Annotated in this window: 14 protein-coding genes and 1 tRNA gene; 6 read left to right on the top strand and 9 right to left on the bottom strand. The window is 65.1% G+C overall.

Annotated elements, in window-relative coordinates:
• Positions 1-2: 2 nt before the first annotated feature.
• A complete protein-coding gene (locus D8Z78_RS09790) occupies positions 3-977 on the bottom strand; it encodes a hypothetical protein (RefSeq protein WP_121630597.1) in 975 nt (324 codons plus the stop codon).
• Between the two features lie 248 nt (positions 978-1,225).
• Between D8Z78_RS09790 and D8Z78_RS09785 the strand changes: the two genes are divergently transcribed.
• A complete protein-coding gene (locus D8Z78_RS09785) occupies positions 1,226-1,924 on the top strand; it encodes a sirohydrochlorin chelatase (RefSeq protein ID WP_121630664.1) in 699 nt (232 codons plus the stop codon).
• Positions 1,925-1,941: 17 nt separating this feature from the next.
• Here the strand turns inward: D8Z78_RS09785 and D8Z78_RS09780 are convergent, their stop codons facing one another.
• Positions 1,942-2,979, bottom strand: coding sequence for a zinc-dependent alcohol dehydrogenase family protein (locus D8Z78_RS09780; protein ID WP_121630665.1), 1,038 nt, complete (start codon positions 2,977-2,979; stop codon positions 1,942-1,944).
• A 64-nt stretch (positions 2,980-3,043) separates the two neighbouring features.
• Between D8Z78_RS09780 and D8Z78_RS09775 the strand changes: the two genes are divergently transcribed.
• Both D8Z78_RS09775 and D8Z78_RS09770 read left to right on the top strand, forming a co-directional pair.
• On the top strand, positions 3,044-3,835 hold the full coding sequence (locus D8Z78_RS09775) for a thymidylate synthase (protein WP_121630598.1): 792 nt from the start codon (positions 3,044-3,046) through the stop codon (positions 3,833-3,835).
• Positions 3,832-4,308 carry a dihydrofolate reductase gene (locus tag D8Z78_RS09770; protein WP_121630599.1) on the top strand — a complete coding sequence of 159 codons (477 nt, stop codon included), beginning with the start codon at positions 3,832-3,834 and terminating at the stop codon, positions 4,306-4,308. The genes D8Z78_RS09775 and D8Z78_RS09770 overlap by 4 nt, the downstream gene beginning before the upstream one ends.
• Before the next feature lie 15 nt (positions 4,309-4,323).
• Here the strand turns inward: D8Z78_RS09770 and D8Z78_RS09765 are convergent, their stop codons facing one another.
• On the bottom strand, positions 4,324-5,106 hold the full coding sequence (locus D8Z78_RS09765) for a DUF1194 domain-containing protein (RefSeq protein ID WP_121630666.1): 783 nt from the start codon (positions 5,104-5,106) through the stop codon (positions 4,324-4,326).
• 145 nt (positions 5,107-5,251) lie between these two features.
• Here D8Z78_RS09765 and parE point away from each other — a divergent pair, with 145 nt between their 5' ends.
• Positions 5,252-7,210 (top strand): DNA topoisomerase IV subunit B, encoded by a 1,959-nt coding sequence (gene parE / locus D8Z78_RS09760; RefSeq protein ID WP_121630667.1) that lies wholly within the window; start codon positions 5,252-5,254, stop codon positions 7,208-7,210.
• Between the two features lie 18 nt (positions 7,211-7,228).
• Here parE and D8Z78_RS09755 read toward each other — a convergent pair whose 3' ends face one another.
• The 3 genes from D8Z78_RS09755 to D8Z78_RS09745 all read right to left on the bottom strand — a co-directional run bounded on the left by D8Z78_RS09755 (position 7,229) and on the right by D8Z78_RS09745 (position 13,267).
• Positions 7,229-7,861: a glutathione S-transferase family protein gene (locus D8Z78_RS09755; protein WP_206169664.1), complete on the bottom strand. Its 633-nt coding sequence runs from the start codon at positions 7,859-7,861 to the stop codon at positions 7,229-7,231.
• 257 nt (positions 7,862-8,118) lie between these two features.
• Positions 8,119-8,511, bottom strand: a complete 393-nt coding sequence (locus D8Z78_RS09750; protein ID WP_121630600.1) for a DUF2177 family protein — start codon at positions 8,509-8,511, stop codon at positions 8,119-8,121.
• 130 nt (positions 8,512-8,641) lie between these two features.
• Positions 8,642-13,267, bottom strand: coding sequence for a Hint domain-containing protein (locus tag D8Z78_RS09745; RefSeq protein WP_164932937.1), 4,626 nt, complete (start codon positions 13,265-13,267; stop codon positions 8,642-8,644).
• A gap of 373 nt (positions 13,268-13,640) precedes the next feature.
• Here D8Z78_RS09745 and D8Z78_RS09740 point away from each other — a divergent pair, with 373 nt between their 5' ends.
• On the top strand, positions 13,641-14,594 hold the full coding sequence (locus tag D8Z78_RS09740) for a YihY/virulence factor BrkB family protein (RefSeq protein WP_121630602.1): 954 nt from the start codon (positions 13,641-13,643) through the stop codon (positions 14,592-14,594).
• 75 nt (positions 14,595-14,669) lie between these two features.
• On the opposite strand, the gene D8Z78_RS09735 is transcribed toward D8Z78_RS09740, so the two are convergent.
• Positions 14,670-14,747, bottom strand: a tRNA-Arg gene (locus tag D8Z78_RS09735).
• Positions 14,748-14,924: 177 nt separating this feature from the next.
• Entirely contained in the window at positions 14,925-15,392 is a 468-nt protein-coding gene (locus tag D8Z78_RS09730; RefSeq protein WP_164932936.1) for a GNAT family N-acetyltransferase, read from the bottom strand.
• A 633-nt stretch (positions 15,393-16,025) separates the two neighbouring features.
• On the opposite strand from D8Z78_RS09730, the gene D8Z78_RS09725 reads away from it, so the two are divergent.
• Positions 16,026-17,273, top strand: coding sequence for a lytic murein transglycosylase (locus D8Z78_RS09725; RefSeq protein ID WP_121630604.1), 1,248 nt, complete (start codon positions 16,026-16,028; stop codon positions 17,271-17,273).
• A 33-nt stretch (positions 17,274-17,306) separates the two neighbouring features.
• On the opposite strand, the gene D8Z78_RS09720 is transcribed toward D8Z78_RS09725, so the two are convergent.
• A complete protein-coding gene (locus D8Z78_RS09720) occupies positions 17,307-24,458 on the bottom strand; it encodes a Hint domain-containing protein (protein ID WP_121630605.1) in 7,152 nt (2,383 codons plus the stop codon).
• Between the last annotated feature and the right edge of the window lie 166 nt (positions 24,459-24,624).

Genomic DNA, 24,624 nt, shown 5'->3' with positions numbered 1-24,624 from the left:
GGTCAGCGCGTCGCGATGAAGCCGCCGGTTTCGCGGACGTCGAGAAGGATATAATCGCCCGTGGCCGGGTCGATGCCCACCGGGCCCTCCCCTTCCATCACGACGATGCCCGCGACCTCTTCGCCGTTCGGGCCGGTGAACAGCCCTTCCCAAGTGCCCGATGCCCCGGTCTCGCCCCGGACCACCGAGGTCGCCTGACTGGACATGATCGTCCAGTCGCTGAAATCGATATCCGCCGTGGCCAACGAGACGAAGTCGGCATTGTCCAGCGATGCGATGCGCACGCCGTTCTCGTCGAAGAAGCGGCGATCCACGATCACCCCCTCGACCGCGCCGGAGACATCGAAATCCTGAATGTCGACATCGATCTCGACGGTGCCCGCCACGTATTGCACCTGCGTGCCGGTGGTCGGGTCGTCGACCGTTCGGACCGCCGCGTATTCGCCGGTGAACAGGTAGGCCTGATTGGCGTTGGGCAGGCGGCCATTGCCGCGAAGGCGCTGCGCCGACACGCCGCCAAAGCCGAAGCCCAGATAGCGATCCGTCGCGGCGGCGCCAACTTGCGAATAGCCCGAGTCGCTCCGGCGGAACACGGCATAATACGAGGCGCGCCCGTCGACATTGGTATAGACATCGAAGCTGGACCCACCGGCCTGCAGACCCGACGACAGGGCAGCATCGCGGGTATACAGGTTGTCGTCGCCGTCAAAGGGCAGGTTGTTGAGAACCAGTTCGCCCGTGGCCGGATCGAACTTCATGTCGTTCATGGTCAGGTCCGCGTCGGCCTCATCGCCGTAGACATTGACCGGGCTCCGATCCCCGAGGGGCGTTTCCGGGGCGATGTCGTCCTGCGATTCTTCCTCGGTCAGCGGCTGGGTGCCGGTGCCGATGCCGACGCCCTGTTCGACGGTGGGGGCCGCGCCCTCACAAGCCGAAAGAACGCTCGCGGCGGCGAGCGCTAGAAAGATGCGATACATGTGACTGCCTCAGGTCTTGCCCGTTTATATTTTGTCCAAACGGTGGCCGGAGTTGGGCCGAAAGTCAATTGCAGCGGCAGTCCGCAGAAACCGGATGAGGCAGATTTGCCCCACCATTCGTGGACGGTTGCCCGGCGCATCCTACTGTATCTTGGGGTATTTCCTCTATATCGTGGTCATGCCCGATCACGAAGAGCGTGGAATTATCCACAGGGCCGGACCGGCCCGACCGGAACAACGAGGTGAAGATGACCCAGACAGACCGCGTGATCCTCGTGTCGCATGGACAACCCTCGGACCCGCAAACCGGCGAGACCGAGATCCGCGCGCTGGCCGAACGCGTCGGCGCCCACCTGCCGGGCGTGCCCGTATCCGGCGCGACGCTGGCCGCTCCCGGCGCTTTGGAGGCGGCGCTGGAGGGTGCCCATGCGCCGGTGGTCTACCCGTTCTTCATGGCCGATGGCTGGTTCACGCAAAGCGCGCTGCCCAAGCGGCTGGCCGGAACCGTTGCGCGCCAATTGCCGCCCTTCGGGTTGGATGCCGGGCTGCCCGGCTTTGCCGACCGCTGGCTGACGCAGGTGCTGGACGCGCAGGGCTGGACCGCCGCCGACACCACGCTGTTCGTGGCCGGGCATGGCTCGGGCCGCAGTCCGCGCCCGGCCGAGGCCACCCGCGCATTCGCCGCCGCGCTGACACTGGGCTTCGCGGATATTCGGTGCGGTTTCGTCGAAGAAGCGCCCTTTCTGGTCGAAGCGGCGCACGGCCTGCCGCCACAATCCATCTGCCTGCCCTTCTTCGCGTTGAAGCGTGGTCACGTGCTGGAGGACCTGCCGGAGGCCTTGCAGGAGACCGGCTTTGCAGGCGTCCTGCTGGAACCGTTCGGCCTGCATCCCGACCTGCCCGCCTTTCTGGCGGCACGGATTTCGGAACAGGCAGGCGAGGTCTGACCCCGCCCAGAAAGCCATCAGAACCGGGTGATGACCGTGGCGCCCGGATTGGTGAACCGGTCCATGGTGACCAGCGCCTCGATCGACTCGTCCAGCGAAATTTCGCGGCCGATCAGCTTGTCGGGGGCCAGAAGCCCGCTGCCGATCATGCCCAGCATCGCGTCATAGCGATGGGCCTGTATACCGTGGCTGCCATAGATTTCCAGTTCCCAGCCGATGACGCGCGACATGGGGATCGGCGGGTCGGCGTGATCGCCAAGCATCAGGCCGACCTGCACATGCCGCCCACGCCTGCGCAGGCAGGCGATCGCGTTCCAGCAGGTTTGCCTTGCGCCCAGCGCGTCCAGCGCCACATGCGCGCCGCCCCCCGTCAGGTCGCGGATCGCTTCGGGCACGTCCGCAGCGCGCCCATCGACGGTGGCCTCGGCCCCCATCTGACGGGCCAGCATCAAGGCCGCGTCGCTGATATCCACCGCGACGACCCGCGCGCCCAGCGCCTTGGCAATCATGATCGCCGACAGACCGACGCCGCCGCAGCCATGCACCGCCAGCCATTCGCCCGCACCCACGCGCGCCTGATCGACCACCGCGCGGAACGCCGTCGCAAACCGGCAGCCGAGGCTGGCGGCGGTGGCAAAGCTCATGCCTTCGGGCAGGCGCACCAGGTTCAGATCGGCCTGATGCAGGCCCACATATTCGGCGAAGGACCCCCAATGGGTGAAGCCGGGCTGCATCTGCGCCTCGCACACCTGCTGGTGTCCGGCATGACATTCCGGGCAGGTCCCGCACCCGGCGACGAAGGGCACCGTCACCCGGTCGCCCTCCTGCCAGCGCGTGACCTCCGACCCGACCGCGACCACCGTCCCCGCCAGTTCGTGCCCCGGCACATGCGGCAAGACCACGTCGCTGTCATGCCCCATCCAGCCGTGCCAATCGCTGCGGCACACGCCCGTCGCACCGACCTGCACCACCACCCCGTGCCGCTCCGGCACCGGATCACTGACGGTCTGCACCGATGGCTGCCCGCCGAATGTCTCAAACACCACTGCCCGCATCATTTCCTCCGATCTTTCCCGGCAGACTTAACCGCGCTACACCAAGCCAAACAAGGGGGACGCCATGCACCAATACCTCGACGCGCTGCGCACCGTGCTCGACCACGGCTTTGACACGACCGACCGCACCGGCACCGGCACGCGCAGCTATTTCGGCCTGCAATGCCGCTATCCGCTGGCCGAGGGCTTTCCGCTGGTGACGACGAAGAAACTGCACCTGCGCTCGATCATCATCGAGCTTTTGTGGTTTCTGAACGGCGACACCAACGTCAAGTACCTGCAAGACAACAAGGTTTCGATCTGGGACGAATGGGCGGACGCCAATGGCGACCTTGGCCCGGTCTATGGCCATCAGTGGCGCCACTGGCCCGGCCGCGATGGCGAGATCGACCAGATCAAGACCCTGCTCGACCAGATCCGCAACAGCCCCGACTCGCGCCGCATGGTCGTGTCCGCATGGAACCCCGCCGACGTGCCCGACATGGCGCTGCCCCCCTGCCACACCCTGTGGCAGGTCAAGATCCTCGGCGGCAAGCTGCATTTGCAGCTGTACCAACGCTCTGCCGATATGTTTCTGGGGGTGCCCTTCAATATCGCCTCTTATGCGTTGCTTGCGCATATGCTGGCGCATGTGACCGGATATGAACCGGGCGATTTCATCCACTCCATCGGCGATGCGCATATCTATTCCAACCATATGGATCAGGTGCGCGAGCAATTGTCCCGCACCCCGCGCCCCCTGCCCCGTCTGGAAATAAAGCGGGACGTAACGGACCTGTTCGATTTCCAATACGAGGACTTTGCCTTTCCCGGCTACGACCCCCATCCCGCGATCAAGGCGCCGGTGGCGGTATGATTACGCTCATCGCAGCCCGCGCCCGCAACGGAGCCATCGGTCGTCAGGGCGACATCCCGTGGCACATCCCCGAAGACCTTGCCTTGTTCAAGCGCGAAACGCTGGGCGGGGCGATCATCATGGGCCGCAAGACGTGGGAGTCGCTGCCCTTCAAGCCGTTGAAAAATCGCCTGAACATCGTGGTGACGTCGCAGGCGGACCTGTATGAGTTCACCGCCCCCAGCATCTCTGCCGCCATCGGTCTGGCGCGGGCCGAGGGGTATTTTCGGATATATGGCATCGGCGGTCAGGGGGTTTACGAGGCGATGCTGCCGATGGCGCATCGGCTTTTGCTGACCGAGGTGAACACGGTGGTCGAGGACGCCGACGCGTTCTTTCCCGAGTTCGATGAGAGCGGCTGGCGCGAAGTCAGCAATCAGGGTCTGCAAAGCGATGGGCTTGGCTGTGTCGTAAGGGAGTTGGTGACGGCATAGCCGCTCACCGGCCCGTCACGGAAACCCCCAACCCCGCCTTTGCTCCCACATTTTTTCTCCTACGCGGCAATCGGTCGGGTCAAAGCTGACCGGGACAGGCTCCGGCTGGGCAGGGCGCGAGGCGATCTCCATCACCAGCTTGCGGCGCACCGCGTCCGCGAAGTCTTGCCAATCCAGAACCGGGATCACGAAGGAGCCGGGACCGCCGGTCACGCAGCTTCGGTAATAGACGTCGAGATCATCCAGATGCCATTGCGAGCCCATGCCCTCGCGGGTCATCAGCGGCAGGCCGTTGATGATGATCCCCTGCGACAGCACCTGATCGCGCATCGTCACCACGTCGCGCCCGGCATTGTTCGGCCCGTCGCCGGAAATGTCGATCACCCGCCGCAGCCCGAGATAGGCGTTGGCGTTGATCGTCTCGGCGCCAAAGGCCAGCGCCTCGGCAATCGAGGTGCGCCGCAGCGCCGGGTTGAACGAGGTTTCAAGCGTCGCGGCAAAGGCGTCCAGATCCTCGCGGGTCTGGAGCAAGGTCCAGTCGACGACGACCTCTTGGGTGCCCGCCCATTCGACATACGTCACGGCGACGCTTTGCAGCAGGCCCGATTGCACAGCCGCATAGACCGAGTCGGAGCGCAGCGCGGCGGCATAGCCCTGACGCTGGATGTCCAGTTCGTTCTCGGTCATCGAGCGCGAGACATCGACCATCAGAACCAGCTCGACATCGACTTCGATCGGGTCGGCCATGGCGGGCGTGGCCAGCCAGACGGCGGACAAAAGGGCAATGGATCGCAGCATGATGGGATGGTCCGCCAAACGCCCCGCCCCGGTCAAATCACAAACGCCTTATCCAAGGGCGCGCGCGGGGCGGCTGCATGCGTTGTGCCGGGGCGGCGCACATGCCATACTGCGCGCCAATCAACAGACAAAACCGAGCATGCAGATGGCCGACGATCTTCTCTTCGACAGCAAGGAACCGACCTATGACGCCTCCTCCATCGAGGTGCTCGAAGGGCTGGAACCGGTGCGCAAACGCCCCGGCATGTATATCGGCGGCACCGATGAACGCGCGTTGCATCACATGGTGGCCGAGATCCTCGACAACTCCATGGACGAGGCGGTGGCCGGTCATGCCAACCGGATCGAGGTGATCCTGCACGCTGATTATGCTGTGGAAATCCGCGACAACGGGCGCGGCATCCCGATCGATCCGCACCCCAAGTTTCCCGGCAAATCGGCGCTTGAGGTGATCCTGTGTACGCTGCATGCGGGCGGCAAGTTCTCGGGCGATGCCTATGAGACCTCGGGCGGTCTGCACGGTGTTGGCGCGTCGGTGGTGAACGCGCTGTCGGATTCGCTGGTGGTGCAGGTCGCCAAGAACAAGGAACTGTTCGAACAACGGTTTTCGCGCGGGATTCCTTTGGGTGGAGTCGAAAAGGTCGGCGCCGCCCCGAACCGGCGCGGGACCTCGGTGACGTTCCATGCGGATGAGGAAATCTTTGGCCATCACAGGTTCAAACCCGCGCGCATGTTCAAGATGGTGCGCTCGAAGGCGTATCTGTTCAGCGGGGTCGAGATTCGCTGGAAGTCCGAGATCGACGATGGCGAAACGCCTTGCGAGGCCACGTTCCACTTCCCCGGCGGGCTTGCGGATTACCTGACCGAGACGCTGGGCAAATCGATGACCTACGCGGACCGGCCCTTTGCCGGGGTTGTCGACTTCAAGGAAAAGTTCAACACGCCGGGCAAGGTCGAATGGGCGATCAACTGGACGCCGTCACGTGACGGGTTCATACAGTCCTACTGTAACACCGTGCCGACGCCCGAGGGCGGCACGCACGAGGCCGGGTTCTGGGCGGCGATCCTCAAGGGCATCCGCGCCTATGGCGAGCTGGTCAGCAACCGCAAGGCCAGCCAGATCACCCGCGACGATCTGATCACCGGCGGCTGTGCGCTGGTGTCTTGCTTCATCCGCGAACCGGAATTCGTTGGCCAGACCAAGGACCGCCTTGCCACGGTCGAGGCGCAGCGGCTGGTGGAAAACGCCGTGCGCGACCATTTCGACAACTGGCTGGCGGCGGATACCAAATCCGCCGGTGCGATCCTCGATTTCCTTGTGCTGAGGGCCGAGGAACGTCTGCGCCGCCGTCAGGAAAAGGAAACCGCGCGCAAGTCGGCGACGAAAAAGCTGCGCCTGCCCGGCAAGCTGACCGATTGCACGGCCAAATCCCGCGAGGGCACCGAGCTGTTCATCGTCGAGGGCGACTCGGCCGGTGGCTCGGCCAAGGGCGCGCGCTTCCGCGAGACGCAGGCGCTGTTGCCTTTGAAAGGCAAGATCCTCAACGTGTTGGGTGCGGCGTCGAACAAGCTGACCTCGAACGCCGAAATCCGCGACCTGTGCGAGGCCTTGGGTGTGGGGCTGGGGACGAAATTCAACCTCGACGACCTGCGCTATGACAAGATCATCATCATGACCGACGCGGATGTCGACGGTGCGCATATCGCCTCGCTGTTGATGACCTTCTTCTTCACCCAGATGCGGCCCCTGATCGATCACGGGCATCTGTACTTGGCTTGCCCGCCGCTGTACCGGCTGACGCAGGGGGCAAAGCGCATCTACGTGGCGGATGACGCGGCGAAAGAGGTGGCGCTGGCCAAGGGCTTGGGTGGCAAGGGTAAAATCGACGTGCAGCGGTTCAAGGGTCTGGGCGAGATGGACGCCAAAGACTTGAAAGAGACCACCATGGACCCGGCCACGCGGACCCTGATCCGCGTGACCATCGACGAGGATGAACCGGGCGAAACCGGCGATCTGGTGGAACGGCTGATGGGCAAAAAACCCGAGCTGCGTTTTCAATACATTCAGGAAAACGCCCGCTTCGTCGAGGAACTGGACGTCTGACGACAGCGCGGGCCGGTCTCAGGCCGCGCGCCCGACCTCGATCCCCTCACCAGCGATGGCGCGCTGCACCGCGGGGCGTTCCAGCATCCGGTTGTGATGCGCCGCGATATTGGCAGGCATGTCGATGCCCTTCAGCAGCGCCCAGCGGGTCATGTAGAACATGGCCGCATCGGCAATCGAGAAATCGCCCATCAGGTACGCCTTGTCCCCCAGCATCTCGGACAGATTGCCGAACCCGGTGGCAATCTGCGCCGTGCCATGCGCCACGAGTTCCGCTTGGAAGTCGGGGTTTTGCGTGAACTTCCCCGGCACGATCACGAAGGTGAAGCCGCGCATGTGGACCGACCCCACCATGTAGTCGAGCACTTCCATGACGCGCAGCCGTGCCTCGGCATCGGTCGGCAGCAGGCGCGCCTCGGGATGGGTGTCCGCCAGCCAAAAGGCGATGGCCTGAAATTCGGTCAGAACCGATCCGTCCTCGCGCACCAGCGCAGGCACTTTCGTCTTGGGATTCACAGCGCGGTAGGCGTCGTTCAGGTGCTCCTTGGCCGCGAGATTGAACAGCGTCGCCTCGAACGGGGCGCCGGTTTCCTCCAGCAGGATGCGCATGCCGATGCCGCAGCTGCCGGGGGAGGAATAGAAATGCATCATGGGGTTACGCCTTTTTGACGATCCGGTTGTCTGATGCCTGGCCTTGCGGCTTTGACATCCGCTGTGGGGCGCAAGACCCGGCCTGACATGGCTACAGCGTCACACCGCGCGCCGCACCTTTTTTCGTGTGCAAAATCATATGACTTGTCTACGCGGATCACCGCCCCGCCAGCCGTTCTGGCCCGCCAGAAGGTGGTGGCCGAGACGGGCATCCTGATCGGCTGTTGCGACGAGGCGGAATAGGGACCGGGTTCGTGTCAGCCTTGGATGCGCATCAGGATCATGACACCGGCCCAAGCGGAAAAGCCCGTCAGCACCGTGCCCCAGATCGTGTCCGTGGCGACCATCGCCCACGACCAGTTCTTCATGATAGACATCGAAGTGAATTCGTAGGTTCCGTAGGCCATCGCGCCGATCACCGCACCGTGGAGCGCGGCGCGCTCCGGGGCTGCGTCGCGCAAGGCAGGCGCCGAGACGAGAAAGACCAACCCCGCGACATAGGCGAGGTAGAACAGCCCTGCCGGGGCCAGCATCGGGCTGTCGCGCATCGTATCGCCCAGGTGACGGGTGAACAGCGGCTTCATCACGGCGCTCAACATGACCGCGTCGATGACAAGGAAGAGAACGGCGGTGACGGCGTACAGGATCATTTCGGCTCCGGATCTGGGGTTTGAAGACCAGATAGCGCCATTTTCCGCTTTGCCTATGCCCGTCCGATGGTCGCCGTGGTCAACACACCCCTGCGCCGGACGACGGGTATTGGCGTGGGACCAGCTGGCCCTAGCGCGGAAGCGACTTGATGGCCCGCGACGGGGCGGGATGCGGCACCCGGTATCTGGCAAAGAACTGCTGGTGCGGCGGCACGTCGGACTTGTGTGCATAGGGGCGCGCGGGCGGGCCATAGGCCTCATGCCCGCGATGCGACAGGATCTCGGGGCGGATGCGGGCCAAGGCCCGGCGGGCCTGCAAGCTGAGGCTGGCGATGGCCTGCGGCCCCGGATAGAAGCTTTCGGCGGCGGCCCCGTTGGCAAACAGGATCTGGTGGCGCTCGAACATCAGGTTGACATAGGTCACGCTGCGGCAGCCCTGCGCCACGCGGGCAAGGCCGCCCTTCGTCTCCGAAAGGTGGCCCGCGCGGTAGAGCCGCTGATCCTGACCGAGATTCAAGAGGATGCCGTGCTGCGGCGACACGCGCAGCGGCTGAAAGCCGCCGGTCAGCGCGGGCGCCAGCACGACCGGTCGCAGGTTCGGCGCATTCATCAATTGGGCATGATTCAACCGGCGCTGCGTCACCCAGATCACCGGCTGAGCCCCGTTGTCCAAGGTCTGGACAAGATCGCCGGGGCGCAAAGTCTCGATGCCGACTTGCCCGGTCGGGGTGCGGATCAGCGTCCCCTTGGCGAAACAGACCACGCCGGTATTCTCGATCGTGAAAAAGCTGCTGTCTGCGCTCGCCCCGGTGAAGGTCAGCCCGTCGCCCGCCAGAAACTGGGTATTGTCGGAATAATCGACCGCCTTGCCCGTGCTGCCAATCGTATTCGACTGGTTGAGGATGCCATCGTCGGCTTGGTCCGCGTACAGCTCCCATATGTTGTCGTAGAACCCTGAGAGGTCGATGGAATCGTTGTTCGTGGCGTCGCTGTCCGACAGGGTGCCGCCATTGCCCGCGTTGAAATCGGTGATCGTGTCGCTGCCGTCTCCGGCCGCGTAGACAAAGACGTCGTTTCCCAGACCTCCGGTCAGGCGATCCTGATCGATGCCACCGACCAGCGTGTCATTGCCATCGCCCCCTTCCAGCGTGTCATTGCCTGCGGAGGCCACGATGCTGTCATCCCCGGCCCCGCCCACAAGGCTGTCATCCCCCGCCGCGTTCATCAGCGTGTCGTTGCCGTCGCCGCCGATCAGCGTATCCTGCCCGAGCCCCGTGGACAGGAAGTCATCGCCCGCGCCGCCATCGATATAGTCGTTGCCGTCGCCACCGGTCAGGCTGTCATTGCCAGCCCCTCCGTCCACGGTGTCGTCGCCGATGCCGCCGAGGAAGGTGTCATCGCCAGCGCCAGCCGCGATGCTCATGGCGCCGGTCCCGGCGGTGACATTGTCGCCAAAGCCGGTGAGCACCAGGTGCTCCACCTCGGAAAAGCTCAGCGTGTCGAAACCGTCGGTGGCAGTCCCGGCCTCGGCCCCGCCGCCGGTGACGGTGATGCCGCCGCCAAGCGCGCCGAAATCCAGCACGTCCAGATCGGTCCCGCCCTCACCGCCAAGGATCGTGTCATTGCCAAAGGCATCCTGCACGAGGAACCTGTCCGCGTCATTCCCGCCCAGCAGCGTATCCGCCCCCTCGCCGCCGGTGATGGTGTCATTGCCGTCGCCGCCGGACAGGGAATCCGCCATGGCATCGCGATAGGCTCTGACGGCGAATTGCGCGGCCCCGAAGGTCGTCGTGCCGTCGTGATAGATGTCGAAGGTCTGCGTGGCGCCGCTGGCATAGGTCAGGATGACCTGATGATGGCCCGTGGCGATGAAGCTCTCGCTGTAGCCGGTCCATGCCTCGCTGACGAAGATCGTGTCGTCGCCGAGATCGAACCCCTCGACCCGCAGGGTCGATCCGTCGCCTGCCCCCTCGACATAGATCGCCTCGTCATGGCCGTCGGCATCGTTGGCGGTGCCCGACCCGTCGTCGAGGATGATCGTGCTGCTGTCACCGGCGGCCCCGGTCCAGACGAACAGGTCGGTCGCCATCGTCCCGATGATCGTATCGCCATCCCCGGCGCGCAGATGCGCCGCCGTGGTGCCGCCGGAAATGACATCGTCCCCGGCGCCGCCCGACAGCGTGTCGGACAGTCCGGCCCCGGTCAGCGTGTCATTGCCCGCGCCCGCATCCACGGTGTAGCCGGACTGATTGCCCACCCCCGGCAGGGTCGCGCCCGAGGCATCGAAGCTGTCGGCATTGCCGCTCAGGACAAAGACCTCGGCGGCATTCCAGTTGGTTCCGACGATGGTGACGCTGTCCCCACCCGACATCACCACGCCCGCCGACCCGGTCATCGTGGCCGTCACCGATTGCGTGCCGAGCCCGCTGAAATCGAACGTGTCGGTTCCGGTCGAGATATCGACGGTGTCGTTGCCAAAGCCATCCTCGAACAGGAAGGTCTTGTCACCATTGATGCCCGACATGACATCATCGCCCGCCCCGCCGGTGATGACCGCGTGGCCATCTGCCGAATAGATGGTGTCATTGCCCGAGCCGCCGGTGATGACATCGTCGTTGATGCCGTTATATGACCCGTCCCGGGTCGAGATGGACACGCCCCCGGTGCTGGCGGACGCATCGATCGTGTCGCCGCCATAGGTCAGCTGGAACACCTCGATCCCCGATCCGGTGATCGTGTCCGCGCCATTGGTGAAGGTGAACCCGGCATCGGTGATCGTACCGGTCAAGCCGGTGTCGAAATCGGCGTAGTTCAGCGCGTCCATGTCCAGCGTGTCCGCGCCGTCGCCGCCGAGAACCGTATCGACCCCGAAGGGCGAGGGCACCGCCCAGCCGTAATCGATCGAGTCGTCCCCCGCCCCGAGTTGGATCAGGTCATCGCCGGCATTGCCAAAGACCCGGTCCGCCCCCTCACCCGCAAGGACGGTGTCCTGCCCGGTCCCCAGCCGGATGGTGTCGTCGCCAAGCGCGCCGTCGATGCTGGCCCCCAGCGTGTCGTTGCGCAGGTCGATGCTGTCGTTCTGACTTGTGCCGGTGACGGCCTCGATCTCGCTGAAGGTCAGCGTGTCGCCACTGGCGGTGACCGTTCCGATCCCGGTGCCGGAATAGGTCACCGTGACGCCGGTCGTCACCGGCGCGAGGAAGAGCGTGTCAAGGTCTGCGCCCGAGGTGACCCCTTCGCCGCCGATGATGGTGTCACCGCCAAACCCGTCCCCGACGTGGAACAGGTCGGCATCGTTCTGGCCCAGAAGCAGGTCCAGACCGGCCCCGCCTTCGATCGTGTCGGCCCCGTCACCGCCGAAGACCGTGTCATTGCCGGCCTCCCCCCACAGCGCGTCATCGCCGGACCCGCCAGTCAGTTGATCCGCCCCGTCGCCCGCATAAAGACTGTCATCCCCGGCGCCGCCCGCCACCGTATCCGCGCCGCTCTCGGCATAGACCACGTCATTGCCGGACCCGCCGGTCACGGTATCATCCCCGCTGCCGCCCCACAGGGTCAGGCCGCCCGAATCCGCCGCCGCGTTGATCGTGTCGTTGTGCTGGGTGCCGTAGATGCCCTCGATCTCGGCAAACGTGCCAAGCCCCGCGGTCGCCGCGAACGCATAGGTGCCAAAGCCCGTCCCGCCAAAGGTGGCGCTGACGCCGCCGGTGCTCGTGACATCCCAAAACGCGATCTGGTCGAAATCGGTGCCGCCCGACCCGCCGTCGATGGTATCGCCGTCATGATCGTCCGAGATGGCGAACAGGTCCGCCCCGTCGCCGCCAAAGAGCTGGTCGTTGCCCGCGGCCCCCGAGATATAGTCGTCACCGGCATCGCCAAACAGCGTATCGGCATCGCTGCCGCCGATCAGGCTGTCATTGCCGCCACCGCCGTAAAAGACGTCAGCGCCGGTCGATGTGCCCCAGTCGCCGATGGAATCCGCGCCGTCGCCGCCCCGGATCGTGTCGTTGCCGCTGCCGTCACGGATCAGATCCGAACCTGACCCGCCGGTGATCGAATCCGCGCCGCCTTGCCCCTCCAGCACCATGCCGCCAGTGTCGAGCGCGGCATTGACCGTATCGGCGCCCTCGGTGCCGCGCAGCACCTCGAACTGGCTGAAGGTGCCGGAATTCGACCCCATCGTGTAGCTGCCCGCCTCGTCGCCGGAAAAGGTGGCCGAAACGCCTGTCGTGCCGACGAAATGCAGAATGTCGGCGTCACCGGCGCTTTCGCCGCCGCGCAGGACCTCGACCCCTGCGGCACTGCTCGTCTCGATCATGTCCGAGCCAGCACCGCCATCGACCGTATCGTTGCCGAACTGCCCCTGAATCGAGTCGTCACCGGCCCCGCCAAGGATCGAGTCATTGCCGTACCATCCCAGCAGCGTGTCGTTGCCCGCGCCGCCGTCGATCGTCTCGGCCGAATTGTCGCCCCACCAGTCATCGTCGCCGCCCGTGCCGACGAGGCTGAAGAAGGACAAGACGGTGGTGCCGCCCAAACTGGCATCCATCGGCGGCCCGGCATAATTGTCATCCGTGACGACAAAGGACGTTGCCCCGTCGGACATCGTGAACATGTCGGTCGTCGGATCGAAAATCAGGTTGAAATTCGACGGCAGCCCCGAGAAGTCCAGCACGTGCCCGCCGGTGGTGACGTTGATCGACGACCAGAACGCGGGGCTGTTCCAGTTCGATGTCGTAACAGCGAAGACCGTCATACCCTGCGTTCCATCTTGCGCGGGCACCACCTTTTGAAACCTGCCACCGTCCGGGCTGTGCCTTGATCGGGCAGACGCAACCGGACCCTGCGGCATCCATCGAAGCGCAGCATCCCACCTCGATGCCAAAAACTGTTTGATTTAGTGTGAATACGTCTCTTATCGGTCCGGGATCCGATGGGAACCGCCACGCAGGCCATGCCTCTTGCAGGGCCGAGGCTGGGCAAAGGGTCCGTCAGACGAACCGCGCGCGGCGAGTTGATGGCAAGGTCACATTGACCTACCTGTGTCCTCCGGACGCGCTTTGGCGGACGCTGCACAAGCCGCGGACCGCAAGAGGTTCAGCGACTTGGTTTGAAGCGAGGAACGCCAAATGGCTGAACGTACTCCGACCGAAGCGGGTCGCGACGCGGTCATCACCCACGGGATCGTGACGGACAATCCCGAAGGATTGCTGCGCGGCACCGGGTGGCAGGCCGTCTGGGGCGTGCTCCGCGAAGCCGGTCTGCGCCTGTGGAGCGACGATGCCTTCGGGCTGGCGGGCAACGTGGCCTTTCGGGTGCTTCTGGCCGTCTTTCCCTTTCTGATCTTTACCTCGTCCATGACGGCTTTCGTCGGCAGCCGCAGCATGGCCGAAGACCTGATCTCCTTCCTCATCGCCATCGTTCCGGCGGCGTTGATCGAACCGATCGTGTCAGAGGTCCAACAGGTGATGACGGTGCAGCGCGGCGGCGTGCTGTCCGCCGGTATCCTGCTGACCATCTGGTTCGCGCTTGGCGGGGTCGATGGCGTCCGGGTGGGGCTCAACCGGGCCTACGGTGTCCGAGAGACCCGTGCGTGGTACGTGCTGTATCCGTTGATGGCGCTGATGGTCGTGATCGCCAGCCTCGTGCTGGTTCTGGTCGGATACCTGCTGGTGCTGGCCCCGCGCGCCGGATCGTGGCTGCACGTGCTGGTGCCGGGCTTCGATCCGGCGTCGGTGACGGTGCGCTTTGTCCGCTATCCGACGGCGGCCTTCATCCTCGTGTCATCGCTGTTTTTGGCGCATGTCTTCCTGCCAGCGCGCCGCACGCGGTTTTCGTCGATCTACCCCGGCGTCCTGTTCACGACCGGCGCGTGGATCACGCTGACGGCGGCGTTCTCTTTTTACCTTGCGCATTTCGCCACCTATTCAAGCTATTACGGCGGGCTCGCGGGGATCATCGCGGCCTTGTACTTCCTCTATCTCGCTGCGCTGGTCCTGATCTTCGGCGGAGAGCTCAACCGCGCAATCCGTATCCGCCGTCTATCCCGCGCCATGCGTGGCGACGGCAAGCGGCAAACCTGACCCGTCGCGCACGTCCCGATCAGCCAGACGCGGACCCGGTCGCGCCCCAAGACGCACAGGAAAAGATCGAGGGAGTGGCGAGCCGTGGAGGACTCGAACCCCCGACCTGAGAATTAGAAGTTCCCTGCTCTAATCCAGCTGAGCTAACGGCCCGTCCCTGAGGGCTTGGTATCAGACAATCGGCCCGACTTGTCAACGTGCCAGCCTGCCGGCGCGGATCATGACAGTTGCACCGCGATATCAACATCTTGCCCCAAGAAGGCCGCAGGCGGAAAGGCGGTGATGTCTGCACACCCGCCCTGTCAGGCGGCTGGCAGGACTGCTGCGCGCCTACAGCGCCCGGGTCATGAAGACGCTCAACGGATCTTCGACATAGTCGCCGAAGGGCGGGCACGGCACGAAACCGGCCTGTTGGTACAAGGCGCGCGCCGCGGCAAAAGGCTCCGCCGAGCCGGTTTCCAGCCATGCCGACGCGACGGTCATGTCGCGGGCCTGCGCCAGCATATGGTCCAGAAGCGCCCGTCCCAAGCCCTGCCCCCGCCTGTCGCGGTCGACATGCATCGATTTCAGTTCTACCCCTTCCGGTCCAAGCGGCTTCAGCGCGCCGGTGGCGACAAGCCTGTCCTGCTCGAACAGGCCGAACACACGTGCACCGCTGGCCCGCAGGGCCTCGGCCGACAAGACGTGGCAGCTGTCTTCGGGGCTTTGCGACCGCATCAACTGCCAGTGGCGGGTCAACAGGTCGTCAAGTCCCGGCAGCCCGTCCGGACCGGCTTCGCGGATGGAAATCGTCGTCATCGCAAACCTCTGAAATCTGGCACAGATCGTGACCTGCGTTGAACCCGACCGCAAGGAGGCTTTGTCCTTGTCAGCACCCGAGACACACCCCGCCTGCATTGCGTGCGCGTGAACCCGCCGTTGCGTAAGGTTTCATCGGACTTGCGCTCCGCACCGTTTTGCCTGAAAATGCCGCACCCGGGCGTTTTGAACGGCTGGAAAAGAAACAGGCTTGGAACGTTGCACATTCCGCGATTGCGACGCGTCGCCGCTGGGGCCGGGAAGGCCGCAGCAGGACGTGTCCGGGTCGCGCTGCACTCCTGCAACGGACGACGTTCGTGACGCCCCGCGTTTCTTTTCGCAATTCGCACGGGGGAAGAGACGGCTTGGGAGAATATGAGTGGCAATCAGGGTTTTTCGGTGCAAGTGCAATTATCACCTGCGATACGGCGTCAGCCAATGTCCCTACTGTTTCAGACCGACGCCGTGGGCCAACCGAATCTGGACCCCGATCGTACTGCTTGCCGTGCTGGCGATTGCGGCCTACGCCATCGCGTATACGTGACCGGCAAAGGCGCGGCACGGTTGCCCGCCATCTTGCCACTGGTTGGACGCTCGCGTTAGCCTTCTTGCCAAAACGGCAGAGGGGCCATCATGCAGCTGACACGACGACACTTTGGCCTCGGGCTTGCGGCGGCGAGCCTGTCGGGTTGCGTGGCTGGCACGACCGCGCCGCGGGTTGCGCGGCCCGATCCCACACTGGACCCCGGCCTGCGCCCACAGCCCAATCCCGCCTATGATGCATGGGTTGCGGCCTTTCGCGAACGCGCAAAGGCGCGGGGCATCACCGAGGCGACGCTGACCGCCGCCTTTCGCGGGCAGGGGTTCCTGCCCGGCGTCATCGAGCGCGACCGCAACCAGACCGAGTTCAAACGCTCGCTCGAGGACTATCTCGCCATCGTGGCCCCGGACGAAAAGGTGGTGTTCGGCCGTCGCGCCTATGCCGCCCAGAAACGCGCCTTGGCGCAGGTCGAGGCGCGGTACGGCGTATCGGCCGACATCCTCGCCGCGATCTGGGGGCTGGAAAGCTATTTCGGCACGAAGCGCGGCAAGATCCCGGTGATCTCGGCGACCTCGACCCTCGCTTGGGAAGGGCGGCGCGGCCGCTTCTTCGAAGCGAACCTGATGGATGCGCTGCGCATCGTGCAAACGGGGGATGCCCGCCCCGATCAGCTGGTCGGCAGTTGGGCCGGGGCCATGGGCCACACACAGCTGATCCCCAACGCCTACCAGCAGCACGCGGTGGATTTCGACGGCGACGGCAAGCGCGACATCTGGTCAGATGATCCGATCGACGCCTTTGCCACGACGGCGCGGTTCCTGTCGAACGCAGGCTGGCGGCGCGGCCTTCCTTGGGGCTTGGAGGTCCGGGTGCCTGACGGCTATTCCGGCCCCGTGGGACGCAGCGCGCGACGCAGCACCAGCGCTTGGCGCGATGCCGGTTTCCGGGCGGCGACAGGCGGCGGATTGCCCGACCTTGGCAATGCGGCGCTGCTGGCACCGATGGGCCTCGACAAGCCGGCTTTTCTGGTCTCGCACAACTTCGATATGATCCTGCGCTACAACCCGTCCGAGAATTACGGTCTGGGCGTGGGCTACATGGCGCAGCGTCTGGGGGGCGGTGGACCGCTGCGCGCGGATTTCGGGCCTGATCGCCACGGTCTGACGCTGGAGGATCGCAAGGCCCTGCAACGCGCGCTGACGCGGCGCGGATTCGATGCCGGGACGCCCGACGGCGTCATCGGCAAGAAGACCGAGGCCGCGATCCGTGCCTATCAGGCCGCCCAAGGGCTGCCGGTGGACGGGATACCCTCGCGCGCGCTCTTGCAGCGGTTGGGCTGAGGTAGGATGGGTGCGCACCCATCCTACTTGCGGTCACGCATCGGACAAAAGCTGCGCCTGGTAGGCCTTCAGCGACATGCGCGCCGAGGCATATCCCCGCCGCCCACTGGTTTCGGACAGGTCCGGGAACAGGGTCAGCAGTTCGCTGCGCTGATCCGCGTCGAGGCCCGCCAGCGACAAATCGCCCGGCTGGAAGCTTTCGGTCCACGTCCCGTCCGACATCACCAGTTCATGCCGGTCGAACATGAAATGCACGTAGGTCACGCCCTCCTCCGGGCAGATCCGCGTAATGCCCGGTCGTCCCACGAGATAGGTCGCCGCCACCAGAACCTCGTCTTCGCCGAACAGCAACTGGATGGCCGCGTTCGACATCACCACCCGGTGTTGCGACGAGACGACCATGTCCCGGTCCGGGATGCCGCGCCCCAACGCCCCAGCCTCGATCCGCACCGGGTGTAGTGCCGCATTGGCCTGCAATTGCAGGCCCGTCAGGCGTTTCGCCCCGGCCCAGCGAACCGTCTGGTAGCCGTTGTCGCGGGTCAGGACGATATCCCCCGGGGTGATCTCGGCCGCGTCCCGTTCGCCGATGGCGGTCTTGATCAAGGTGCCCGGCGTGAAGCAGGGCGTATAGTTGATGGTCTCGATCTCGGAGAAGGTCAGGACAGAGCCGTCCAGCCACGTCACCGTGCCGGCCTCGGCGCCGGTCATCGCGATGGTCGCCGGTCCGGTGATGTTCAGCGTGTCGCCGACCGTCTCGCCGGTTTCGCCGCCGGTGATCGTCAACGCCGCGCCGTTCATATCAGCTGCGTTCACGAAGAACGTATCGTCGCCATCCTCGCCCAGCGCCGTATCACCCGAACCGACGGTCAAGGTGTCATCCCCGGTGCCGCCGGTCAGGCTGTCGGCCCCTGCCCCGCCGGTGAGGCTGTCCGCATCCGCGCCACCGTCCAGCGTGTCGTCGCCGTCGCTTCCGGTCAGCGTGTCGCTGCCCGCACCGCCAAGCGCCGTCACTCCGGCACTCGACGCGCCACCATCGAGACTGTCGGCGCCCGCGCCGAGCTGCAGCACCTCGATCCCCGCGAATGTCGCGCTGTCGGTGCCATCGGTGACCGTGCCGGCCTCGTCCCCGCTGAGAGTGACGGAGACTGCCGCCGTCAGCCCGCTCGTGTCGAGCGTGTCGCTGTCGATGCCCGTCTCGCCGCCTGTGATGGAATCCGCGCCGAATCCGTCGGTCAGAACGAAGAAGTCCTCGTCCGCGCCGCCGTCCAACGTATCGGCCCCGGCATCGCTGGTCAGGGTGTCGCGCCCGTCACCGCCGGACAGGCTGTCATCGCCCGCCCCGCCACCGAGCGAGTCATCGCCCGCCTCGCCGAGAATGGTGTCGTCGCCCTCGGCGGCCAGCACGGTGTCATCGCCTGCACCGGCGGTGATGCTGTCGCCGTCCGACCCTCCGATGCCATCGCCATTGTCGACGAGATCGCCGTCCGGGTCGCCCAGATAGGTGGCGTCGATCAAATCGCCCGCAGCCGTGCCCTCGACGATCAGGTTGCCGGTGAAAAGCGGAATGCCGATCGCCTCCAGCTGCGCCGGGTCCGAGACTTCGGCGGGCGGAACCCCGACAAGCGTGATGCTTTCGCCATTGGGGAAGGTCAGGATCGCATCGCCGGACCCGTCGCCGACGGTGTCCGTAACGGTCACATCCTCGGTCGTGACCGGATTGCCCGCCAGATCGGTCAGGCCGCTGACATCCAGCAGGTCGTTGCCCGCATAGGCCCCGCCACCCAGATCGGTGGGGGATTCGAACCCGTTAACCGTGTCGTTGCCGTCGCCATCGCGCAGGATGACGAGGTCGCTTTCGCCATCGCCGATGCCAAGGTCGATATCGTCATTACCTGCGCCACCGGCCACGGTATCGGCGCCGGTCGAGGTGACGAGACTGTCATTGCCCGCCCCGCCTTCGACACTGTCGCTGTCGAAGCCGGAGAAGATCGTGTCGTCGCCGCCCCCCGCAAGGATCGTGTCGCTGCCGAAATTGCCGATGATGTGCTCGGACCCGTCGGAGCCTGTGACACTGTCATTGCCGGTCCCCATCTGGAACCGCTCGATTTCCTCGAAGGTCGTGGTGTTGGTGCCATCGCTCAGCGTGCCGGTTTCGGCCCCGCTGAAGGTGATGGTGATGTCATCCGCCACGGTCGAGAAGTTGATCCGGTCGCCCTGCGTCTCGCCGCCTTCGCCACCGACGATGCTGTCATTGTCGAGCGTGACATCGATGAAGATCTCGTCATCGCCGTCGCCCGCGAGGATGGTGTCGTCGCCAAGCCCCGCATCGATCGAATCGTCGCCCGCACCGGCCACGACCCTGTCGGCGTTCGTGCCATCGGAATGGTCGAGATTGTCGATCAGGTCGCCTTCGGGATCGCCGACATAGCCGGTGTTGATCACATCCGCGCCCGCCGTGCCCTCGACCACGAAATTGCCCGAAGCCGGGAGCGGGATGCCGATGCTGGCCAGTGCTGCCGGGCTCGACAGCGCAGCCGGAGCGACGCCCATCAGCGTGATCGCCTCGCCCCCGGCAAAGGTCAGCACGGCATTGCCGCTGCCATCGTCGGTGACGGTCACGTCATCGGTGGTGACCGGCGTGGTCCCGCCATCGCTGGTCAGGCCAGAGACGTCGAGCTGGTCATTCGTCGTGCCATCGCCTGAGTCGCTCATGTCGAAGGCGCTGACCGTATCCGTGCCCGACCCGTCGGCCAGAACCAAAGTGTCACGGCCCCCGCCCAGCGTGATGGTCTCGATCTCGATGAAACCGGCGGTATCGGTGCCGTCGCTGACACTGCCGGTCTCGGCATTGGCATCGGTCAGGTCGATCGTCGTATCGACGGTCAGGTTCGACAGGTCCAGCGTGTCGCCCGTCGTCTCCGTCGTCTCGCCGCCGGTGATCGTGTCGCTGCCAAAGCCATCTTCCAGCACGATCCGGTCGTCCCCGCCCTGACCGTGCACCCGGTCGGCCCCGGTGCCGCCGCGCAGTGTGTCGTCGCCATCGCCGCCGCGCAGGATGTCGTCACCGCCCAGACCCGAGACGGAGTCCGCCCCGGCGCCGGATTCGATGAAGTTGGCCTCGGCGCTGCCGCTGATCGTGTCGTCGAAGTCGCCGGTATCGACATGTTCGATATCGCTGAGCGCCGCCGCTCCGCCCGTATAGCTCGCCGTACCTGCATCGAGGTCGACCGACACCGCCGAGCCGGTGGCATCGAAGTTCACCCAGTCGCCCTCGACCCCACCATCGAGGCCGCCAGCGATGGTATCGCTCCCACCCGTGACGTAGACGTAGTCGTCCACGGAATCGCTGCCGATGATCGAGTCGTTGCCCGACCCGCCGCTGGAATAGATGTAGGGCAACCCTTCGGACGAGGTGACACCGGACACGTCGATCGTGTCGTCCCCGGCCCCGCCGTAATAGTATCCTCCGGTGCCGGTCAGGCTGTCATTGCCGTCCCCGCCAAACACCGTGTCCTGCCCGGCGCCACCGTCGATCGTGTCGTTCCCGGTCCCGCCGATGATGCTGTCATTGCCGCCATAGCCATAGATCGTGTCGTCGATGCCATCGGCACCGTCGATGATGTCGCCCTGCGCGTCCGTATAGCCGACGCCCATGACATCATCGCCCGCCGTTCCGTCCACCGGCCCATCGACAAAGGTGATGGCATCGAGGTCATAGGTGGCGTTGCCCTGAAAGTCAGAGAGCGGACCGATATCAGAGGTATCGGACAGCGACAGGATTTCCATCGACTGGATCGTCTCGCCCTCGATCCGGTCGAGGAAATCCCCGAGATAGAAATCACCATTCACAAGCTGGTAGGCGATGACGCTGGTCGTGGCCGTGCTGCCATCCGGATAGGTCAACCGGATCGTGGCCAGCATGATTTCGTCGATCTCGCTCGCCACGCCGTCGACGATCAGGTTTTCCACCGAGGCCGTGAGATGGTCAGCCGCAAAGTTGCCGTCCCCGTCCGCATCATTGTACGAGAAGGTGACGACATTGGCATTCGCCGCCGAGCCGCTCAGGGTCGTTCCCACGATCGGGGCCGTGCTGCCCTCGAACCCATCCACGCCCTCGTCCGTGTCCAATTGCGCGAAATTGCCGAAATAGATCAACTGGGACAGGTCGGCATGGGTCGCCGGGGCGGCGGGCGGGATGCCGATGCTTTCCAGCGCCGCCGGGCTCGACAGCGCAGCCGGAGCGACCCCCATCAGCGTGATCGCCTCGCCCCCGGCAAAGGTCAGCACGGCATTGCCGCTGCCATCGTCGGTGACGGTCACGTCGTCGGTGGTGACCGGCGTGGTGCCGCCATCGCTGGTCAGGCCAGAGACGTCGAGCTGGTCATTCGTCGTGCCATCGCCCGAGTCGGTCATGTCGAAGGCGCTGACCACGTCCCCGCCAGAGCCATCCGCCAGAACCAGCGTGTCACGGCCCCCGCCCAGCGTGATGGTCTCGATTTCGTTGAAGCTCAGCGTCGATGTCCCATCGCTGACGGTGCCGATCTCGGGATCGGCATTGGTCAGGTCGACGGTCAGATCGTCGGTGACGGCGGACAGGTCCAGCACGTCGCCGGTGGTTTCGTCCACGCCCTCGGCATCGACCGTGTCATTACCAAAGCCGTTCTCGATGACGAAGGTGTCGTCGCCCCAGCCGCCCCAGAGATAGTCGTCACCCGCACCGCCGTAGAGAATATCGTTGTCGAACGAGCCGCGCATCCAGTCGTTGCCATCGCCGCCGACCAGCGTGTCGTCGCCCTCGTTGCCCTCGACGGTATCGTCACCGGTGCCGCCGTCGACATAGTCGTTGCCCGCCTCGCCATACAGGCTGTCGGAGCCATCGCCGCCGGACAGGCTGTCGCCATCCTCGTTGCCGTATATCTGGTCATTGCCGGTGCCGCCGCTGATCGTATCGGCACCAAAGCCGCCGCGCAGCGTGTCGTTGCCGGCATCGCCGCTGATCGTGTCCGCGGCGGTCGAGCCGATGACGCTGTCATCCCCGCCAAGCGCCGACACGTCCACCGCCTGCGTCGACACGAAGGCATCGACCGTGTCGTCGAATTCGGTGACGGTGACGGTTTCGATCTCCGAGAAGGTGACCTTGGTCAGGTCATTGGTCGCCGTGCCCGCCTCGTTGCCGGAATACAGCACGTTGAACCCCAGACCATTGGTCGAGATCAGTTCCAGCGTGTCGCCCGCCGTCTCGCCCGTCTCGCCACCGACGACGATGTCATCCCCGCTTTCAGAGCGGAACTGCAAAAGGTCGTCCCCGGCTTCGCCCAGCAGGCTGTCATTGCCCGCGCCACCTTCGAGCGTGTCGCTGCCATCGCCGCCCAGCAGCGTGTCATTGCCGTCGATGCCGTAGACCAGATCGTCGCCCGCGCCGGCCAGCACGCTGTCATCCTGGCTTTCGGCCGATGTCGCGATGGTGGTGGGCGGGTTGGTGAAGGGGGTGTCACTGACGCTGTAATTCGTCCCCACCCCGCGCGAAGTGATGACGAAGACCAGCTCGTGCTGGTTGGTATAGGTGAATTGCGCCCAATGGTTCTGGTCGAAATCGCCGGACGAGGTGGCGTCGGAGGCGGCGGTGATCTGCTCGCCGGTATCGGTCACGGTCAGGTTGGTCGCGGGCGACGACGAGACCGAGACGCTGTCCACATCGGATGAATAGGCCGTGACGCTTTCCGCCGAGGTGTCGATGTCCTGAAAGGTGAAGGCCCCGTTGATCTGGACGGGCTCTCCGGTCGCCTGATCGAAGAACTCGATGGACAGGCTGACACCGGTGCCGGAAACGGCCTCGCCGGAGGCGTTCAGGTAGACCACGTTGGTGCCAAAGGTCAGGTCGATGCCGGGATCGTCGGCGTCGATGACGGTGATCCGGGCTTGAATGACCACGCCCTGATCGGTTGTGCCGACATTGTCGTAGACAGCGAACTGGCCGATGGTCCCGGTCCCGGTGTCGCCATTCGCAGAGATCGTGGCGAAGCTGAAGCTGGACAGGGTGCCGGCAAACGGCCCCGTATCCGCGTCATCGCCGTAGATCGTGTCGTTCCCGGCGCCCCCGTCGATCGTATCCCGGCCCGAACCGCCCACCACGAGATCGGCGCCGTCGCCAGCCGCGATGCTGTCCGCCCCGGTGCCACCGCCGATCGTGTCGTCGCCGCCGCTGGCGGTGAGGACATCGTCGCCCAGACCGCCCTGAAGCTGATCGGCACCGGTGTCCGAACTCAGCGTGTCGTTGCCCTCGCCCCCGAGGATCGTGTTGTTGCCGCCGGTTGCCGCGACGGACTCGTCGCCCTCCCCGAGGCTGATGAAATCTGCGCCGTCGACACCGGTGATCGTGTCGATGCCGGTGCCGCCCACGGCCATGTCCGCGCCGCCGCCCAGCTCGATGGAGTCGTTGCCCGCCTCACCGATCAGCGTATCGTTGCCGCTGCCGCCGATGACGGTGTCGTCGCCCCCATCGGCGAAGATCTCCAGCCCGACCATATCGGCCCCGGCATTGATCGAATCCGCTGCACCGGTGGCATCGATCACCTCGATGCCGGTGAAGGTCCCCGATCCGGTCGCACCGTTATCCGAATAGGTGCCCGCGCCCGACCCGGTCAGGATGATCTCGGCCCCGGCGGTAAAGCCGACATGCAGGGTGTCCTGCCCCGCCCCGCCCTCGACCGTGTCGATCCCGTCATTGTCGCCAACGAAGATCACGTCGTTGCCGTCCCCCGCAACGATGCTGTCATTGCCGCCTGCGGCGTAGACCGTGTCATCGCCCGTCCCCGCGTCGAGCGTATCGTTGCCCGCGCCGTCATACAGGATATCGGCGCCGTCCCCGGAGGCGACGCTTTCATCGCCGGTGCCCGAGGTGATGGTGTCCCCCGCGGCAGAGCCGATCACCGTATCGAAATACTCGACCAGCGTCGCGCCGCCCAGCGTGGCATCGTAGGGGCCGCCGGCAGCCCCGGTATCGCCTATGCGAAACAGCGTGGCCCCGTCCGAAAGGGTGATCTCGCCCAGCGTTTCATTGAACGTGACGGTATAGCCCGCCCCCAATGCCGAAAAATCAAGCGTATGCCCGCCAGCGCTTTCGGTGATCCCGCTCCAGAAAGCGGCGGAATTCCAGTTCAAGGACGTGACCGTGTACGTTGCCATTCCAGCATCCCTTACCAATTAACGAAGCACGATCCACGAGACGGACGCAGCTGTGCCGTTGTTGAGGCAGACCGCCCCGATGGTTCAAAGACACGATGATTGTGGCGTGGTTAGGGACGAAAAAAGGTGAACTCTGGCTTAGACCGCCAGCGCGACCCTTGGCTTC

It is taken from the genome of Tropicibacter alexandrii, from assembly GCF_003667315.2.
GTDB lineage: Bacteria > Pseudomonadota > Alphaproteobacteria > Rhodobacterales > Rhodobacteraceae > Tropicibacter > Tropicibacter alexandrii.
Note: the sequence above shows the minus strand (reverse complement) of the source record. Positions and strands in the feature narration are given on the sequence as shown.

Bases quoted from the DNA above. Each gene is read 5' to 3' on its own strand.
- D8Z78_RS09740 (WP_121630602.1), top strand. From the start codon at position 13,641: ATGGCTGAACGTACTCCGACCGAAGCGGGTCGCGACGCGGTCATCACC.
- D8Z78_RS09720 (WP_121630605.1), bottom strand. From the start codon at position 24,458: ATGGCAACGTACACGGTCACGTCCTTGAACTGGAATTCCGCCGCTTTC.
- D8Z78_RS09790 (WP_121630597.1), bottom strand. From the start codon at position 977: ATGTATCGCATCTTTCTAGCGCTCGCCGCCGCGAGCGTTCTTTCGGCT.
- D8Z78_RS09785 (WP_121630664.1), top strand. From the start codon at position 1,226: ATGACCCAGACAGACCGCGTGATCCTCGTGTCGCATGGACAACCCTCG.
- D8Z78_RS09765 (WP_121630666.1), bottom strand. From the start codon at position 5,106: ATGCTGCGATCCATTGCCCTTTTGTCCGCCGTCTGGCTGGCCACGCCC.
- D8Z78_RS09745 (WP_164932937.1), bottom strand. From the start codon at position 13,267: ATGACGGTCTTCGCTGTTACGACATCGAACTGGAACAGCCCCGCGTTC.
- D8Z78_RS09750 (WP_121630600.1), bottom strand. From the start codon at position 8,511: ATGATCCTGTACGCCGTCACCGCCGTTCTCTTCCTTGTCATCGACGCG.
- D8Z78_RS09780 (WP_121630665.1), bottom strand. From the start codon at position 2,979: ATGCGGGCAGTGGTGTTTGAGACATTCGGCGGGCAGCCATCGGTGCAG.
- parE (WP_121630667.1), top strand. From the start codon at position 5,252: ATGGCCGACGATCTTCTCTTCGACAGCAAGGAACCGACCTATGACGCC.
- D8Z78_RS09725 (WP_121630604.1), top strand. From the start codon at position 16,026: ATGCAGCTGACACGACGACACTTTGGCCTCGGGCTTGCGGCGGCGAGC.
- D8Z78_RS09775 (WP_121630598.1), top strand. From the start codon at position 3,044: ATGCACCAATACCTCGACGCGCTGCGCACCGTGCTCGACCACGGCTTT.
- D8Z78_RS09770 (WP_121630599.1), top strand. From the start codon at position 3,832: ATGATTACGCTCATCGCAGCCCGCGCCCGCAACGGAGCCATCGGTCGT.
- D8Z78_RS09755 (WP_206169664.1), bottom strand. From the start codon at position 7,861: ATGATGCATTTCTATTCCTCCCCCGGCAGCTGCGGCATCGGCATGCGC.
- D8Z78_RS09730 (WP_164932936.1), bottom strand. From the start codon at position 15,392: ATGACGACGATTTCCATCCGCGAAGCCGGTCCGGACGGGCTGCCGGGA.